Annotated in this window: 19 protein-coding genes; 14 read left to right on the plus strand and 5 right to left on the minus strand. The window is 62.0% G+C overall.

Features of this window, described 5'->3' with window-relative positions:
* Nucleotides 1-21: 21 nt before the first annotated feature.
* Together J4E08_RS18200 and J4E08_RS18205 are read right to left on the minus strand one after the other, a co-directional pair.
* Nucleotides 22-1,314 carry a DEAD/DEAH box helicase gene (locus tag J4E08_RS18200; protein WP_246429361.1) on the minus strand — a complete coding sequence of 431 codons (1,293 nt, stop codon included), beginning with the start codon at nt 1,312-1,314 and terminating at the stop codon, nt 22-24.
* A gap of 289 nt (nt 1,315-1,603) precedes the next feature.
* Nucleotides 1,604-2,221: a hypothetical protein gene (locus J4E08_RS18205; RefSeq protein WP_349539700.1), complete on the minus strand. Its 618-nt coding sequence runs from the start codon at nt 2,219-2,221 to the stop codon at nt 1,604-1,606.
* A 350-nt stretch (nt 2,222-2,571) separates the two neighbouring features.
* Here J4E08_RS18205 and rplO point away from each other — a divergent pair, with 350 nt between their 5' ends.
* From rplO to rplQ, 8 genes are all read left to right on the plus strand, one after another.
* Entirely contained in the window at nt 2,572-3,033 is a 462-nt protein-coding gene (gene rplO / locus J4E08_RS18210; protein WP_183966682.1) for a 50S ribosomal protein L15, read from the plus strand.
* A 130-nt stretch (nt 3,034-3,163) separates the two neighbouring features.
* Nucleotides 3,164-4,531: a preprotein translocase subunit SecY gene (gene secY / locus J4E08_RS18215; RefSeq protein ID WP_183966684.1), complete on the plus strand. Its 1,368-nt coding sequence runs from the start codon at nt 3,164-3,166 to the stop codon at nt 4,529-4,531.
* Nucleotides 4,528-5,172 carry an adenylate kinase gene (locus J4E08_RS18220; RefSeq protein WP_183966686.1) on the plus strand — a complete coding sequence of 215 codons (645 nt, stop codon included), beginning with the start codon at nt 4,528-4,530 and terminating at the stop codon, nt 5,170-5,172. Before secY ends, J4E08_RS18220 begins: the two co-directional genes overlap by 4 nt.
* 159 nt (nt 5,173-5,331) lie before the next feature.
* Complete coding sequence (locus J4E08_RS18225; RefSeq protein ID WP_349539701.1) at nt 5,332-6,243, plus strand: calcium-binding protein; 912 nt, start codon at nt 5,332-5,334, stop codon at nt 6,241-6,243.
* Between the two features lie 242 nt (nt 6,244-6,485).
* Nucleotides 6,486-6,854 carry a 30S ribosomal protein S13 gene (gene rpsM, locus J4E08_RS18230; RefSeq protein ID WP_183966690.1) on the plus strand — a complete coding sequence of 123 codons (369 nt, stop codon included), beginning with the start codon at nt 6,486-6,488 and terminating at the stop codon, nt 6,852-6,854.
* A gap of 15 nt (nt 6,855-6,869) precedes the next feature.
* Nucleotides 6,870-7,262, plus strand: coding sequence for a 30S ribosomal protein S11 (rpsK, locus tag J4E08_RS18235; RefSeq protein WP_183966692.1), 393 nt, complete (start codon nt 6,870-6,872; stop codon nt 7,260-7,262).
* Nucleotides 7,263-7,380: 118 nt separating this feature from the next.
* Nucleotides 7,381-8,397, plus strand: coding sequence for a DNA-directed RNA polymerase subunit alpha (locus tag J4E08_RS18240; protein WP_183966694.1), 1,017 nt, complete (start codon nt 7,381-7,383; stop codon nt 8,395-8,397).
* A 130-nt stretch (nt 8,398-8,527) separates the two neighbouring features.
* Entirely contained in the window at nt 8,528-8,941 is a 414-nt protein-coding gene (rplQ, locus tag J4E08_RS18245) for a 50S ribosomal protein L17 (RefSeq protein WP_183966696.1), read from the plus strand.
* A 70-nt stretch (nt 8,942-9,011) separates the two neighbouring features.
* On the opposite strand, the gene J4E08_RS18250 is transcribed toward rplQ, so the two are convergent.
* Genes J4E08_RS18250 through J4E08_RS18260 form a run of 3 tightly spaced genes read right to left on the minus strand, consistent with a single transcriptional unit; the run spans nt 9,012 to nt 10,190 of the window.
* Nucleotides 9,012-9,434, minus strand: coding sequence for a DUF4174 domain-containing protein (locus J4E08_RS18250; protein ID WP_349539702.1), 423 nt, complete (start codon nt 9,432-9,434; stop codon nt 9,012-9,014).
* Nucleotides 9,435-9,493: 59 nt separating this feature from the next.
* Nucleotides 9,494-9,949, minus strand: coding sequence for a host attachment family protein (locus J4E08_RS18255; protein ID WP_349539703.1), 456 nt, complete (start codon nt 9,947-9,949; stop codon nt 9,494-9,496).
* Between the two features lies 1 nt (nt 9,950).
* A complete protein-coding gene (locus tag J4E08_RS18260; RefSeq protein ID WP_349539704.1) occupies nt 9,951-10,190 on the minus strand; it encodes a hypothetical protein in 240 nt (79 codons plus the stop codon).
* A gap of 155 nt (nt 10,191-10,345) precedes the next feature.
* Between J4E08_RS18260 and J4E08_RS18265 the strand changes: the two genes are divergently transcribed.
* The 6 genes from J4E08_RS18265 (at nt 10,346) to J4E08_RS18290 (ending at nt 15,933) form a co-directional block, all read left to right on the plus strand.
* Complete coding sequence (locus J4E08_RS18265) at nt 10,346-11,722, plus strand: trypsin-like peptidase domain-containing protein (protein WP_349539705.1); 1,377 nt, start codon at nt 10,346-10,348, stop codon at nt 11,720-11,722.
* Between the two features lie 3 nt (nt 11,723-11,725).
* Nucleotides 11,726-13,039, plus strand: a complete 1,314-nt coding sequence (locus tag J4E08_RS18270; protein WP_349539706.1) for a replication-associated recombination protein A — start codon at nt 11,726-11,728, stop codon at nt 13,037-13,039.
* Nucleotides 13,040-13,143: 104 nt separating this feature from the next.
* Nucleotides 13,144-13,518: a fluoride efflux transporter CrcB gene (crcB, locus tag J4E08_RS18275; protein WP_349539707.1), complete on the plus strand. Its 375-nt coding sequence runs from the start codon at nt 13,144-13,146 to the stop codon at nt 13,516-13,518.
* On the plus strand, nt 13,515-14,558 hold the full coding sequence (locus J4E08_RS18280) for an RluA family pseudouridine synthase (protein WP_349539708.1): 1,044 nt from the start codon (nt 13,515-13,517) through the stop codon (nt 14,556-14,558). Before crcB ends, J4E08_RS18280 begins: the two co-directional genes overlap by 4 nt.
* Nucleotides 14,555-15,223, plus strand: coding sequence for an HAD-IA family hydrolase (locus tag J4E08_RS18285; RefSeq protein WP_349539709.1), 669 nt, complete (start codon nt 14,555-14,557; stop codon nt 15,221-15,223). Before J4E08_RS18280 ends, J4E08_RS18285 begins: the two co-directional genes overlap by 4 nt.
* A complete protein-coding gene (locus J4E08_RS18290) occupies nt 15,220-15,933 on the plus strand; it encodes an ATP12 family chaperone protein (protein ID WP_349539710.1) in 714 nt (237 codons plus the stop codon). Before J4E08_RS18285 ends, J4E08_RS18290 begins: the two co-directional genes overlap by 4 nt.
* Nucleotides 15,934-15,944 lie beyond the last annotated feature (11 nt).

Genomic DNA, 15,944 nt, shown 5'->3' on the forward strand with positions numbered 1-15,944 from the left:
ACATCAGCGCGGCGACAGCCCTCAGGCCGCTTTGGAGCGACGATTACGCTTTGGCGGACGCGAGGACTTGGGCGCGCCTTCGGAGCGGAAACCACCGCCACCGTTGCCACCGCCACCAGACCGGCGACCACGGCCTGCACCGCCACCGCCGCCGCCACCACGGTTCGGCTTCTTCTTGGGAACACCTTCCCAGGCTGTGCCGCCGGCGACGTCGATCGTGCGACCCATGACCTTTTCGATGGCGCGGAATTCGCCCATCTCGTCGGGGGCGCAATAGGCAATCGCGGAGCCTTCACGGCCTGCGCGGGCCGTCCGGCCAATACGGTGCACATAGTTGTCCGCAACGTTCGGCAAGTCGTAGTTGTAGACGTGCCGCACGGCCGGGATGTCGATGCCGCGCGCCGCAACATCCGTGGCAACCAGAACCTTCAGCTCGCCTTCGCGGAACGCCTTGAGCGCGCGATCACGCTGCCCCTGGCTCTTGTTGCCGTGGATCGAACCCGCGGCAAAGCCACGCGCTTCGAGCGTTTTCTTCATCTTCTCTGCACCGTGCTTGGTGCGGGAAAAGACCAGCGCCAGCTCTTCGCGGTGCGCGCCGAGGTGCTCCAGCAGAAGCTCCATCTTGCGGGACTGCTCAACGAAGTGGACCGACTGGTCGATGCGTTCGATCGGCTTGCCCGGAGGGGACACTTCGACGCGGATCGGATCTTCGAGGTAGGCGGAGGCGATTTCTGCCATCTGCTTCGGCATGGTGGCCGAGAACAGCATGGTCTGACGGGTCTTCGGCAGCGCCTTGGCGATCTTGCGCAGCGCGTGGATGAAGCCGAGGTCCAGCATCTGGTCCGCTTCGTCCAGCACAAGGAATTTCGTCGCGTCGAGACGGATGGAACGACGTTCCATCAGGTCCAGCAGGCGACCGGGCGTCGCAACCACAAGGTCAGAGCCCCGCGCCAGACGGTTTTCCTGACCGGAGATGGAGACACCGCCGGTGACGATGCCGATACGGACCTGTGTCCCGGCGGCATAGTCGCGCAGGTTGTCGACGATCTGCTTGGCCAGCTCACGGGTCGGCGCAAGGATCAGGCCGCGCACGGTTTTCGGCTCGGGCTTGCCTTCCATGCGCAGCAGTGCGGCGAGAAGGGGCAGGCCGAATGCGGCGGTTTTGCCTGTGCCGGTCTGGGCCAGGCCCATGACGTCACGGCCATTCATCGCGTGCGGGATCGCCTGCGTCTGGATCGGTGTCGGTTCGGTGATGTTCAGTTCGGCGAGGTTCGCCTGAAGACGGGACGGAAGCCCCAGCATGTCAAAATCCAAAAGTATATCCTTACAACGCCAAGAGGCGCGTTATGGCCCGGCGCGTGGATCGCGCGGACGCAAGGGGACCGCAGAAGAAGGCATCCGACCGTGTGCCGAAAAGCCTGTTGCGGGTCTGAACCCATGCGTGATGTGGGGTCATATTCGGGAGGTGCAGCCGGTGGACACGTAGGCGCCCAGCGTTCCACTCACGCGGCGGATACGGCTGGGCCCCACCTATCGCGCTGCAGCGCAGAAGTCAATGGTGTTCGCAAGCAGGTGTGGGGGCACCGTCTGATGCCCCCGAAAGTCACCAGGCAATACCGCCGGGCAAGCAGCTGCGATTGCGACGGTTGCGCCCCCACAAGATGGCGATGACCACCGCGCCGTTCATGCCCAGCATATAGACGGGGTAGGCGAGCAATAGTGGCACAGGTGGGATCACCGCGAGGATGGCAAAGAAGGACCCGACAGTGCCCGCGACCCACGCGGAGATTGCTTCGGAATCGGGGGCATTGAACGCTTTGATCACCGTTGCCACGCCGCCGAGCGCCGAGATAGCGATGGTGATTGCCAGCGCATAGGCCGCCGTGTCCGTCAGGAAATATGTCACCAGCCCCGCGCCCGCCAGCGTCAGGATGGCGCCGTCCTGTCTCGACACAAAGCTGCCGGCGCCATGGCGAATCGACAATATCGCCACCAGACCGGCGCCCATCACCTGGACGGCTGCGAACCACAGCGAGGCTTGCGCGCCTTCAACCCACTGCGAGAACAGGCTGATGGAACCGAGAACCATCCAGATCAACCAGCTTGCGCGTTGCGGGCGGCAGCGGCCTTTGAGCGTGGCATATGTATAGGGCAGAAACGCCACCGCACTCAGCGCGCCGGAAATCAGGCCGCACCACAAAGGGAGGTTCAGGTCGATCATGGCGCGGTCCTTTCGTGGTTGTGGGTGGATTCGATGTCCCTTTGCCGCAGGGCAGCATCTGCGTCTAGCCCGGCAGCGACAGGTTTTGCGACAGTGTTCAGCCTGATACTGTGACTTTGAAAAGGGCAGGGCAGATCACTTCCTTTATATGGGCTTGCGTCGGGGAGGTGTTCGGACGATCACGGGCCATTCAGGAACAGCACTTGATCGAACGCACAAGCGCCGTTATACGCCCCCGGTGGCCCGAATCCCAAAATCCGTTTTGGAGCGGTCCCCGACTCAACAACCAAGAAAAGCCGTGGTTGACCCGTTCACGCTTCGAGGGTCACATCCGGCAATGGAGAAGCGACATGAAACTGAATGAACTGCGCGACAATCCCGGCGCAACCAAGCGCAAGCAGCGCATCGCCCGTGGTCCCGGCTCAGGCCGTGGTAAGATGGGTGGCCGTGGTATCAAAGGTCAGAAATCCCGTTCGGGTGTGGCAATCAATGGCTACGAGGGTGGCCAGATGCCGCTCTACCAACGTCTGCCCAAGCGCGGCTTCACCAAGCCGAACCGCCTGTCCTACGCTGTCGTCAACCTGGGCCTGATCCAGAAATTCGTCGACGCGGGCAAGCTGGACGCCGGCAACATCACCGAAGAAACTCTGGTGACCTCGGGCCTCGTGCGCCGCAAGCTTGACGGCATCCGCGTTCTCGCCAAAGGTGAGACAACCGGTGCCCTGACGATCACCGTCACCGGCGCATCGAAGTCCGCTGTCGAAGCGGTCGAAAAGGCCGGCGGCAAGCTGACCACCGCGGCAGCCGAGTAACGCCTCGGGCACTGGCGCTTGAATCGCCTTGTGAGCGGCGCCTCAGCCGCTTACATAGCCCACAGTTTTCCTTGAGCGCCGCCAGACGGAAAACCGTCTTGGCGGCGTTTGCCTGATAAGAGAGATCCGCATGGTATCCGCAGCAGAGCAAATGGCCGCCAACACCAGTTGGGCGGCGCTTGGCAAAGCAACCGACCTGCGCAACCGCATCTTCTTTACCCTCGGACTGCTGGTCGTATATCGCCTCGGCACGTATATTCCGGTTCCGGGCATTGACGGTACGGCGCTGCGTGAGTTCGTCGAACAGGCGAGCACGGGCGTTGCAGGCATTGTTTCGATGTTCACCGGCGGTGCGCTGGGACGCATGGGGATCTTTGCTTTGGGCATCATGCCCTACATCTCCGCCTCAATCATGGTGCAGCTTCTGACGGCCATGGTGCCGTCGCTGGAGCAGCTCAAGAAAGAGGGCGAACAAGGCCGCAAGAAGATCAACCAGTACACGCGCTACGGCACGGTGGTGCTGGCGACGTTGCAGGCCTACGGTCTGGCGGCCAGCCTTGAGGGGGGCGACCTTGTCACCGACCCCGGCTGGTATTTCCGTGCATCCTGCGTGATCACGCTGGTCGGCGGCACGATGTTCCTGATGTGGCTGGGTGAGCAGATCACCGCACGCGGCGTCGGCAACGGCATTTCCCTGATCATCTTCGTCGGCATCGTGGCCGAGCTGCCCGCCGCTCTGGCGCAGTTCTTTGCCTCCGGTCGCTCTGGCGCCATCAGCCCCGCCGTGATCGTGGGGGTGATCATCATGGTCATCGCGGTGATCGCCTTCGTGGTGTTCATGGAGCGCGCCTTGCGCAAGATCACCATTCAGTATCCACGCCGTCAGGTCGGCATGAAAATGACCGAAGCCCAGCAGTCGCATCTGCCGGTCAAGGTGAACCCGGCGGGCGTGATCCCGGCGATCTTCGCCTCCTCGCTTCTGCTGCTGCCGGTGACGATCTCGACCTTCTCCGGCGGTGAAGGCACCAGCCCGGTGATGGCGACGATCCTTGCCTACTTTGGTCCGGGTCAGCCGCTGTACCTGGCGTTCTTTGGCGGGATGATCATCTTCTTCGCCTACTTCTATACGTTCAACGTGTCGTTCAAGCCGGACGACGTCGCGGACAACCTGAAGAACCAAAATGGCTTTGTTCCCGGCATTCGTCCGGGCAAGAAAACCGCCGATTACCTCGAATATGTGGTGAACCGCATTCTGGTGGTCGGCTCGCTTTATCTGGCGGCGGTTGCGCTGCTGCCGGAAATCCTGCGCACTCAGCTGAACATTCCGTTCTACTTTGGCGGGACCTCTGTGCTGATTGTCGTGTCCGTGACAATGGATACGATCCAGCAGGTGCAAAGCCACCTTCTGGCGCATCAATACGAAGGTCTTATCCAGAAATCCAAGCTGAGTGGTAAGGGTAAGGCACGTAAGAAACGGGGAGGACCGGCGCGTCGATGAATATTATTCTGATAGGCCCCCCGGGGGCGGGTAAAGGGACACAGGCCCGTATCCTGGTCGAAGAACGTGGCATGGAGCAGCTCTCCACCGGGGACATGCTCCGCGAAGCCAAGGACAGCGGCACCGAAATGGGCAACAAGGTCGCGGACGTCATGGCGCGGGGCGACCTCGTCACCGACGACATCGTGATCGGCCTGATTCGCGAAAAGCTGACGGGCTCGTCGGGCAACGGCTTTATCTTTGACGGTTTCCCACGCACGCTGAAACAAGCCGATGCGCTGGGTGAACTGCTCAAGGAGGTCGGCCAGACGCTCGACAAGGTGGTGGAACTGCGTGTCGAGGACGAGACGCTGGTCAAGCGCATCACGGCGCGCTCTACTTGTGGCGATTGCGGTGAGGTCTACAACGACATCACCAAGCCGATCCCGGCCGATGGCAAGTGCACGAAATGTGGTGGCACCGAGTTCAAGCGCCGCTCCGATGATAACGCGGAAAGCCTGCGCACCCGGTTGATGGCGTATTACAAGCAGACCGCGCCGCTGATCGGTTACTACTATCACTCGGGCGACCATTGTCGTGTTGATGGCCTTGGCGAGATCTCCGAGATCAAGGACGCCATCGCCGAGAAGCTCGACTCCTGATCGCTTCGAAATTTATGTTTACGGCGTCGCATGTGCGGCGCCGTTTTCGTTTTGGAAACGCCGTGTTTCTGTCGCATTTTGTTGCGAGCGCCGGTTCTGTTGCCGCTAAATAGCATTTTAACGGGCGGAGACTCTGCCCGATGCGTTTTGAGGGCTGGAATGATTGCGATACTGCTTGGGTTTGGACTGCTCGGCCTCGTTGTCGGTGGTGTCTTCGACAGCGATGACGACTCCGCGTCCTCGGAGGAAGACGCGGCGCGCGACGTGGGACCATCGCTGGAGGCCACGGAAGAGCTTTACGTCCGAGATGAACCGATCGACTCCGATGACCTCGAATACAGTGGCAGCATCGGCTACCCGAGCTTCTCCGATGTGGCCGAGGATCTCGAGGATAACTATGGCGCACCCATCGAGGACCGCGGGGACTACATGGACCTGCTGGCCTCCCTGCAGAGCGGGCCGATCTACCCGACGCTGGGCACCGAGAACGCCGACCGTATCACCGGCGGTGACGATGATGAGGATTTCTACGCCTGGGAAGGCGATGACACTATTTTCATGGGCGGTGGCGACGACTTCTACACACCGATTTTCGAGAACGAGGACGCAGGCGACGACTTCATCCGCGGTGGCTCTGGCAATGACGTGATCTACAGCCAGATCGGGTCTGACACGCTGCGCGGCGATGCTGGCGACGACTATCTGACGGCCCGCGACCTCACGGGCCGCGGCGAGCCGGACATGGTTTACGGTGGCTTCGGCAATGATGTGGTGATGGGCGACGATGGCGACACGCTATCGGGTGGCGAAGGGTCGGATTTCTTCGGGATCTACCTGCCGACCGGCGACGTGGACCCGGTGGTGGTCAGTGACTTCGACGCGGCGGAGGACGACCTTATGATCTACGTCCAGACCGATGTACCCCAGGCGTCAGTTGATTACACTGTCAGCGTCACCGAGGCGGACGGCGATTCCGTAGTCAGCGTGGACGCGCGGACGGTTGCAAGGTTCAGCGGTGTGACGGGGCTGGATCCTTCGTTGATCCGGGTTGGAAATTACCGCGTCGGCTGAGACATTTGTGTATTGGACGGAGAACTTGCTTGACAGTCGAGTTCATGGGGTTGACCTCGCGGCCTTGCGCCCTTAGTTAGCCCCATCCCGCTAGGGAGACCGTCCGAATCGTGTCGGCTTCGTGCCGCCCCGACAACGACAGATCACCTGAGATATGACGGACAGCCCGGACGCATTGCGCCGGGCTCATGTTGTGAAAAAAGGGCCCGGAGTGACGGGCTCGCAACGAAAGGATAAGAGACTTGGCTCGTATTGCCGGCGTCAACCTCCCGACTGCCAAGCGCGTTCCGATCGCGCTGACCTATATCACCGGAATCGGTCACACCTCCGCTCAGCAGATCTGCGAAGCGGTAAACATTGACCAGACCCGCCGCATCAACGAACTCTCGGACGCCGAAGTTCTCGCAATCCGCGAGCACATCGACGCGAACTTCACCGTCGAAGGTGACCTGCGTCGCGAAGTCCAGATGAACGTGAAGCGTCTGATGGATCTTGGCTGCTACCGTGGCCTGCGCCACCGTCGTAACCTCCCCGTTCGCGGCCAGCGGACACACACCAACGCTCGTACGCGCAAAGGCCCTGCAAAGGCCATTGCCGGCAAGAAGAAGTAAGGGAGATAACGACCAATGGCACGTGATACTCGCCGTGGTGGCAAGAAGAAGGTCTCCAAGAACATTGCAGCTGGCGTTGCACATGTGAACTCGACTTTCAACAACACCAAAATCCTGATCTCCGACGTTCAGGGCAACGCAATTGCATGGTCCTCCGCTGGCACCATGGGCTTCAAGGGTTCGCGCAAGTCGACTCCTTACGCAGCTCAGCTCGCCGCCGAAGACGCAGGCAAGAAAGCACAAGAACACGGCGTGAAAACGCTGGAAGTTGAAGTGCAGGGCCCGGGTTCGGGTCGTGAGTCCGCGCTGCGCGCGCTGGCTGCTGCAGGCTTCAACATCACGTCCATCCGCGACGTGACACCGATCGCGCACAACGGCTGCCGCCCCCCGAAGCGTCGCCGCGTCTGATCGACATTGATTACTGGACGAGGCGGGGCCCTGTGCCCTGCCTCGTTCTGTCGTTTTCGAAACCTCGGGCGTCGGCTCCTATTGGACATGGGGAACCGGCAGGTATGGAGGGAACTGCATGATCCACAAGAATTGGGCAGAACTGATCAAGCCGACCCAGCTTGAAATCAAGCCGGGCGCCGATCCGTCGCGTCAGGCTACCTGTGTCGCAGAACCGCTGGAGCGCGGCTTTGGTCTGACACTCGGCAACGCGCTGCGTCGCGTGCTGCTGTCCTCGCTGCAAGGCGCGGCAATCACGAGCGTTCAGATCGACAACGTCCTGCACGAGTTCTCGTCGGTGGCCGGTGTGCGTGAAGACGTCACAGACATCATCCTGAACCTCAAGCAGGTCGCTCTGAAGATGGAAGTGGAAGGGCCCAAGCGTCTGTCCGTTTCCGCCAAAGGTCCGGGCGTTGTCACCGCAGGTGACATCCAGGAATCCAACGGCATCGAGATCCTGAACCGTGATCACGTGATCTGTCACGTGGACGAAGGTGCCGAAGTGTACATGGAATTTACCGTGAACACCGGCAAAGGCTACGTTGCCGCCGACAAGAACAAGCCGGAAGATGCGCCCATCGGTCTTATCCCGATCGACGCCATCTACTCCCCGGTCAAGAAGGTCGCTTACGACGTTCAGCCCACGCGTGAAGGCCAGGTTCTGGACTACGACAAGCTGACGCTGAAGATCGAAACCGACGGGTCGGTGACGCCGGAAGACGCGATTGCCTACGCGGCGCGCATCCTGCAGGACCAGCTGTCGATCTTCGTCAACTTCGACGAGCCGGAAGCAGCAACCCGTCAGGACGACGAAGATGGTCTCGAGTTCAACCCGCTTCTGCTGAAGAAAGTGGACGAGCTGGAACTGTCCGTGCGTTCTGCGAACTGCTTGAAGAACGACAACATCGTTTATATTGGCGACCTGATCCAAAAGACCGAAGCCGAGATGCTCCGCACCCCGAACTTCGGCCGCAAGTCGCTGAACGAGATCAAGGAAGTGCTGTCCGGTATGGGCCTGCACCTCGGCATGGACGTCGAGGACTGGCCGCCGGACAACATCGAGGATCTGGCCAAGAAGCTGGAAGACTCGTTCTGAAAATCGGTGTAGGTCGGGGATTTCCCCGACCTTCCCAAATCCGGGCATCCGCCCCAAGGTGAGTCGGTGACACGCATCATCGGCCTGACAAAGCAAAACAGCCCGTAGAGGGCACATTAGGAGTTAGACAATGCGTCACGCAAAAGGTTACCGCCGCCTGAACCGTACCCACGAGCACCGCAAGGCGCTGTGGGCGAACATGGCCGGCTCGCTCATCGAACACGAGCAGATCAAGACCACCCTGCCCAAGGCAAAAGAACTCAAGCGCATCGCCGACAAGCTGATCACGCTGGGCAAGCGCGGTGACATCCACGCCCGCCGTCAGGCGCGCGCGCAGCTCAAGCAGGACATGCACGTTGCAAAACTGTTCGACGTCCTCGGCCCGCGCTATGCCGAGCGGAACGGTGGGTACACCCGCGTTCTCAAAGCTGGCTTCCGCTACGGTGACATGGCGCCTATGGCCATTATCGAGCTGGTCGACCGCGACGTTGACGCCAAAGGCGCAGCGGACAAGGCACGCCTCGAAGCGGCTGAAGCCGAATAATTCCACGACCCTGTCGTGACAAAGGCCTCTCCGTCGGAGAGGCCTTTTTTGTTTGTCTACGATGTTGAGATCAGTTCGACATTTCGCGTCTGCGCATGGGCATCTCGTCAATCCGGTCAAACAGCAAACGCGCGGCGACTGGCGTTTTCTGCCGTAACTTCACGCTGCCATCTTTGCCCACCAGCACGACCTCGAAACTGTCGACGGCCAATGCGGTGCGCAGTTTGCCATAAGTCTCTGGCTCGGTGTCCATGAGCACAACAATATCGCGATCCAACAGCCCATCACTGGCGTCGCGCAGTTCAGCCAGTTGATCCTTGAAATCCGGATCTTCCGGGTCGGGAGCAAAAACCAAAAGCGGTCTGGACTCGCCCTTGTACTCCGACAGGTCCTTTTGCGTGGGCGCCAGTGCAGTGAACCCCGCGCCTTGGGCAAAGACCGCCGACCCGAACATGCTCAGTGCGGTGACCAACGATTGTTTGAACGTACTCATGGTAGATCTCCTGCCAGTGACGGGTGGGGCGGTCCCCACCCAATCGGCAGGGCGCCGCTTTACGCGGCGTCCAACTCCTTTTTAACAAGATCCTCGATCTCGTTAACCGGATGGTTGGTCAGAGTTTTCGGCACTTCGGCGATGACCTTGTCGGACACTTCCTTGTGCATTTCATCGCGCAGAACACCCAAGACCTGCGGCGAAGCCACAATGATCAGCTTCTCAAACGACCCCTTGTGCGCCTCGGCATATAGCTTGTCAGCCAGATCTGCGGCGAAGCGATCCTTGGCAAGCTCGTGCCAGTCGGTGTCCTGATAGGCGGACTTCTGTCCCACACCGTTGTCCTTCATCCGACCCGGGCGGTTGGCCGACTGTTCTTCATCAGACGGATTGTCTTGTTCATCTTCGTCGAACACATCGAGGTTCGGGTTCTCGTGGTCCGTCATGTTACGCAGGAACAGAACCTTCTCGCTGTCCGCCACGACGACCCAGGTTCCCTTTTTCAGTTCAGCCATCTCAGGTGCTCCCTTTGTCTGTTCCGTGATGACCGCCAAGATTGCCTTGGCCGGCCTCGTCGGATTTCGTCACACGTGTCGCGCCCGGACGATCCTGCTCGGCACGCTTTTCGTCATCTCTTGTGCCCACTGCGCGTTCCAGATTTCCCTGCGCACGACCTTGATCCGATGGGGTGGCAACGTCGTCCGTATAGGCTTCGGTTTCCCGTGTACCGTCCTTCGATCTTACTCGCTCAGCCATTGGGTCCTCCTGTTTCTTTGTTTCAATCAGTCAACGCGATAGCGTCTGTGGACGTTCCATAGCGACCTTCTAAGCTGACGCCGGGGCAGCCTGTCTGACTTGAATCCTGGCAGCCGTGACGGCATATCTGATCGACATCCACAAGGAGGCCCCGAATGCGCAAAGTGCTTGTATGTCTGTTGCTGATCTGGGGCACTGTGGCAGCGGCGGACACCCGTGTGCCGGCCTCCCAGGCCGAGATTTCCCTCAGTTTTGCGCCCTTGGTGAAACAGGCGACGCCGGCGGTGGTGAACATCTACGCAAGTCGGGTGGTTCAGTCGCGCAGCTCCTTTGCCGACGATCCGTTTTTCAACAACTTCTTCAGGGATTTTCAGTCACGACCACGGGTGCAGAACTCGCTGGGGTCCGGGGTGATCCTGTCCGATGACGGCATCGTCGTGTCCAACTACCACGTCGTGGGACAGGCGACCGACATTCGCGTGGTGCTGAACAATCGGCAGGAATACGCAGCGAAGGTGCTGCTGGGGGACGAGGAGTCCGATCTGGCCATCCTCCAGCTCGAAGGTGCCGATGACATGCCGCATCTGACCCTGCGCGACAGCGATACGGTGGAGGTCGGGGAGCTGGTGCTGGCCATCGGCAATCCCTTTGGCGTCGGGCAGACGGTGTCCTCCGGCATCGTCAGTGGCCTGGCGCGCTCTGGCACGGCCACGGGCAACGCGCGGGGGTATTTCATCCAGACAGATGCGCCGATCAATCCCGGCAACTCCGGCGGCGCGCTGATTGATGTCCAGGGGCGTCTCATTGGCATCAACACGTCGATCCTGACCCGCTCCGGCGGGTCGAACGGCATCGGATTTGCCATCCCTTCGGCGCTTGCCGCGCAATTCGTAAAGCAGGCGCACGACGGTGAAACCCGATTCCAACGTCCTTGGGCGGGTGTCACCGGGCAGTCCGTGGACTCAGACCTCTCTGACAGTCTTGGGCTGGGCATGCCGGGGGGCGTGATCCTGTCAGAGCTGCATCGCGCCAGCCCCTTCGCCAAAGCAGGCCTGCAGCGCGTCGATGTGGTGCTGGAGGTGGATGGCATGGCTGTGAACACCCCGGCAGAGATGCTGTTTCGCATGTCGGTGCGCGGGATCGGGGAGACGGCTGATGTGCTGTATGCGCGCGAAGGTGATCTGGTTCATGCCCGGGTCGAGATGATCACACCGCCGGAGACCCCCGCGCGGGAGGCCATTTCCCTGGGCGAACGCGCCGTGCTGCCCGGCTTGCGGATCGCGCGGATCAATCCTGCGGTCGTGGACGAACTCGGCACAGGTCTGGCGGTGGAGGACGGCATCGTCGTGGTGGAGGCAGGTCCCTATGGCGCGCGCGCTGGTCTGGCCCGCGGCGACGTTCTGTTGCGAATCGACGGTCGCCGCGTGGAGGCCCCCCGCGATGTGGAGACGTTGATGCGGCAGGCCGGGCGCCTCGTGCAGATAGAGGCCCTGCGCGGCACGCGTCGCATCATGCTCAGCTTCCGGGTCTGACCGGTGGCGGACCTCTTCGACACCGCGCCCGACGCGCTGCCTGACACCGCGCCGCGCCCCTTGGCGGATCGTCTGCGGCCCGCTCGGTTGGACGAGGTGATCGGTCAGCAGCAGGTGCTTGGCCCTGAAAGCCCGCTGGGCGTGATGCTCGCCGCCGGAACACTGGGGTCGATCGTCTTTTGGGGGCCGCCGGGGGTGGGAAAGACCACCATCGCGCGGCTGTTGGCCAATGCCACGGACCTCTACTTCGTCCAGATCAGCGCGATCTTTTCCGGCGTGCCGGAATTGCGCAAGGTCTTCGACGCGGCAAAGCTTCGGCGCAGCCAGGGGCGCGGCACATTGCTGTTCGTCGACGAGATCCACCGCTTCAACAAGGCGCAACAGGACAGCTTCCTCCCGCATATGGAGGACGGCACCATCCTGTTGGTCGGCGCCACGACGGAAAACCCCAGTTTCGAACTCAACAAGGCCCTGCTGTCCCGCGCGCAAGTGCTTGTTCTTGATCGATTGTCAGCTGACAATTTATCCGACCTCCTGACCCGTGCCGAAACGTTGCTGGACCGCGAATTGCCTCTCACGCAACCGGCCCGTGCCGCGCTGGTGGAGATGGCGGATGGCGACGGGCGTGCGCTCCTCAACCTAGTGGAACAGGTGACGTCATGGAAGACGGACACCGACCTTGGCCCGGACGCGCTGAAGACCCGGCTGATGAAGCGCGCGGCACAATACGACAAATCCGGCGACGGGCATTACAACCTGATTTCGGCGCTGCACAAATCGGTGCGCGGCTCGGACCCGGACGCCTCGCTCTATTGGTTCGCCCGGATGCTGGAGGCGGGGGAGGACCCGCGCTACCTCGCCCGACGCATCACGCGCATGGCGGTGGAGGACATCGGCCTCGCCGATCCGCAGGCGCAGACCGCCTGTCTGGATGCGTGGCAAACCTACGAACGGCTCGGCTCGCCGGAGGGGGAGCTGGCGCTGGCCCAAGCGCTGGTCTACGTCGCGCTCGCCCCCAAGAGCAACGCCACCTACACGGCCTACAAAGCGGCGCGCAAGGCGGCAAAGCAGACCGGCTCGCTCATGCCGCCCAAGCATATCCTGAACGCGCCCACCGACCTGATGAAGGACCAGGGTTACGGCAAGGGCTACGCCTACGACCATGACGCAAAGGAAGGCTTCTCCGGCCAGGACTACTTCCCCGAAGACATGGACCGCCCCCAGTTCTACGATCCCGTTGACCGGGGATTCGAACGCGAGATGCGCAAGCGCCTCGACTATTACGCGCGCCTGCGGGTGGACCGGGCAAAAGACTGATCTTTCGTTTCTTTGGTTCACAAATACTGCGGGGGAGGCCGCAGGCCGGGGACAAAGCCCCAGTTTCCTTGACAAGCCATGCCACAAGCGCCACAGCACCGCTCATGACACCGCTTTTTCAAGTTGCCCTCGGCGGCGCGCTCGGCGCGTCAGGCCGCTATCTGACGGGCCTGATGATGGTCCGCCTCATGGGGCGTGACTTCCCATGGGGGACGTTGGCCGTGAACATCCTCGGCTCCCTTCTGATGGGCGTTCTGGTGGTCGCGTTGGCGCATGTCTCGGGCAACCGGTTTGCGCCCCTGCTGACCACCGGGTTTCTTGGCGGGTTCACGACCTTTTCCACCTTCTCACTGGATGCGGTGACGATCTACGAGCGCGGCCAGATCGGGCTGGCGGCGGGATACGTCGTGGCATCGGTGGGGGTGTCCATCGCGGCGCTCTTCGCCGGACTTTACATCGCACGGAGCCTGACCACATGAGCCGCGTACAGACGATAACAGTGGGGCCGGGCGACGGCGACCAGAGGCTCGACCGCTGGATGAAGCGCATCTTCCCGCACGTGGCGCAAAGCCGGATCGAAAAGATGTGCCGCAAGGGCGAGATCCGCGTCGATGGCGGCCGGGCAAAGGCCTCGACCCGCATCGAGACCGGTCAGCAGGTGCGCATTCCGCCGCTGCCCGAACCGGGCCAGGTCGAAAGCGCGCCAAAGCCGCGCGTCACCGATGGCGATGCGGAGCTGATCCAGTCCTGCGTCATCTACAAGGACGACCACATCATCGCGCTGAACAAGCCGCCGGGCCTGCCGACGCAGGGTGGCAGCAAGCAGACGCGCCATGTGGACGGCATGGCGGACGCTCTGAAGTTCGGCTTTGACGAGAAGCCACGCCTTGTTCACCGGCTGGACAAGGACACCTCTGGCGTTCTGCTGCTGGCACGCACCCGCGCCGTGGCCAAGGCGCTGACCGAGGCCATGCGCCACCGCGAAACGCGCAAGGTCTACTGGGCGCTCGTGGCAGGTGTGCCGGTGCCCTACCTCGGCGAGATCAAATACGGTCTGGTCAAGGCGCCCGGTCACGGCAAGGGCGGCGAAGGCGAAAAGATGATCTGCGTGCACCCCAACGAGGTGCATCACACCGAAGGCGCCAAGCGCGCGCACAGCTACTATGCCACGCTTTACCGTGTGGCGTCGCGTGCGTCATGGGTGGCGCTGGAGCCGCTGACAGGCCGCACGCACCAGCTGCGCGCGCACATGGCCGAGATCGGGCACCCTATCATCGGTGACGGCAAATACGGCGGCTCGGGTCAGGAAAACCTTGGCGATGGATGGGGCGCTCAGCTGGGCGGCCTGATGTCCAAGAAGCTGCACCTGCACGCGCGGTCGATGACCTTGCAGCACCCGGTGACAAAGAAGCCGCTGACCGTGACCGCGCATCTGCCGGACCACATGGCGCACAGCTGGGACACGCTTGGCTGGGAAGAAGACTACGCCGACGCCGACCCCTTTGAGTCGTTGCATTGACCGATCTCAAGCTGGTCATCTTTGACGTGGACGGCACGCTGGTGGACAGCCAGGGAGATATCCTTGGCGCCATGAGCGCGGCCTTTGCCGCCGAAGGATTGGTCGCGCCGGATCGACCGGACGTGCTGCGCATCGTTGGCCTGTCGCTGCCACAGGCGATGGAGCAGTTGGTGCCCGACCTTGGCGCTGTTCAGCGGACACGCATGGTGGAGACCTACAAGGCCGCCTATGCCGCACAGGTAACGTGCACGGCCTCGCCGCTGTACGATGGCATCCCGGAGCTGTTGGACCGTCTCGGAGACATTGATGATCTGCTGCTGGGTGTGGCAACGGGCAAATCCCGGCGTGGCTTGTCACGCTTGCTGAAGGCGCACGGCCTGACCGGACGCTTTGTCACGACGCAGGTGGCAGACGATCACCCATCGAAGCCGCATCCGGCGATGCTGTTTTCTGCGCTGGACGAGCTTGGACTGGACGCGGCACAGGCGGTGATGATCGGCGACACAAGTTATGACATGGACATGGCCGAGGCGGCGGGCATCCGCGGCATCGGTGTGACCTGGGGCTACCATCCGGCGGATGCGCTGGGGGCGGCGGTTCGGGTCGTGAATGACACGCAAGAACTGGCAGGCGCGATTGGCGACATGCTGGAGGTGACGATATGAGCGAATGGGCGCTGAAACGATTCTGGAAAGATGCCACGGTGGAGCCGGTCGAGGATGGCTATGCCATCAAGCTCGACGGGCGCGGGGTGAAGACCCCGGCCAAAACGCCGCTGGTGGTGCCGACGACGGGCCTTGCGGAGGCGATTGCCGAAGAGTGGCGCGCACAGGAGGACAAGGTGAACCCGGCCCTGATGCCGTTTACCAGAACCTCGAACTCCGCTCTGGACAAGGTGGCGACGCAGCACGCCGAGGTGGCAGAGATGCTGGCGGCCTATGGTGACAGTGACCTGTTATGCTATCGCGCCGACCGCCCGGCGGAACTGGTCGCGCGGCAGAACACGCAGTGGGATCCGCTGCTCGAATGGGCGGCAGAGGCTTTCGATGCGCGGCTGACCGCGCAGCCCGGCGTCATGTATCAGGCGCAGGATAAGGCGGCGCTGGACCGGCTTTCACAACATGTTCATGGGCAGAGCGCATTTGAGCTCGCAGCCTTTCACGATCTCGTGGCGATGTCGGGGTCGCTGGTGCTGGCGCTCGCCGTGGTGCATGGTGCACGTGACCCGGAGACCGCCTGGACCCTGTCACGGCTGGACGAAACCTGGAACGAGGAACAGTGGGGCGTTGACGAAGATGCCGCTGCAACCGCAGCGATCAAGCGCGGAGAGTTTCTGCACGCGGCGCGCTACCACGCGCTGGCGACCGGGGCCTGACGTCGGTTGCG

The organism is Sagittula sp. NFXS13 (assembly GCF_040148795.1).
Classification (GTDB): Bacteria; Pseudomonadota; Alphaproteobacteria; order Rhodobacterales; family Rhodobacteraceae; genus Sagittula; species Sagittula marina.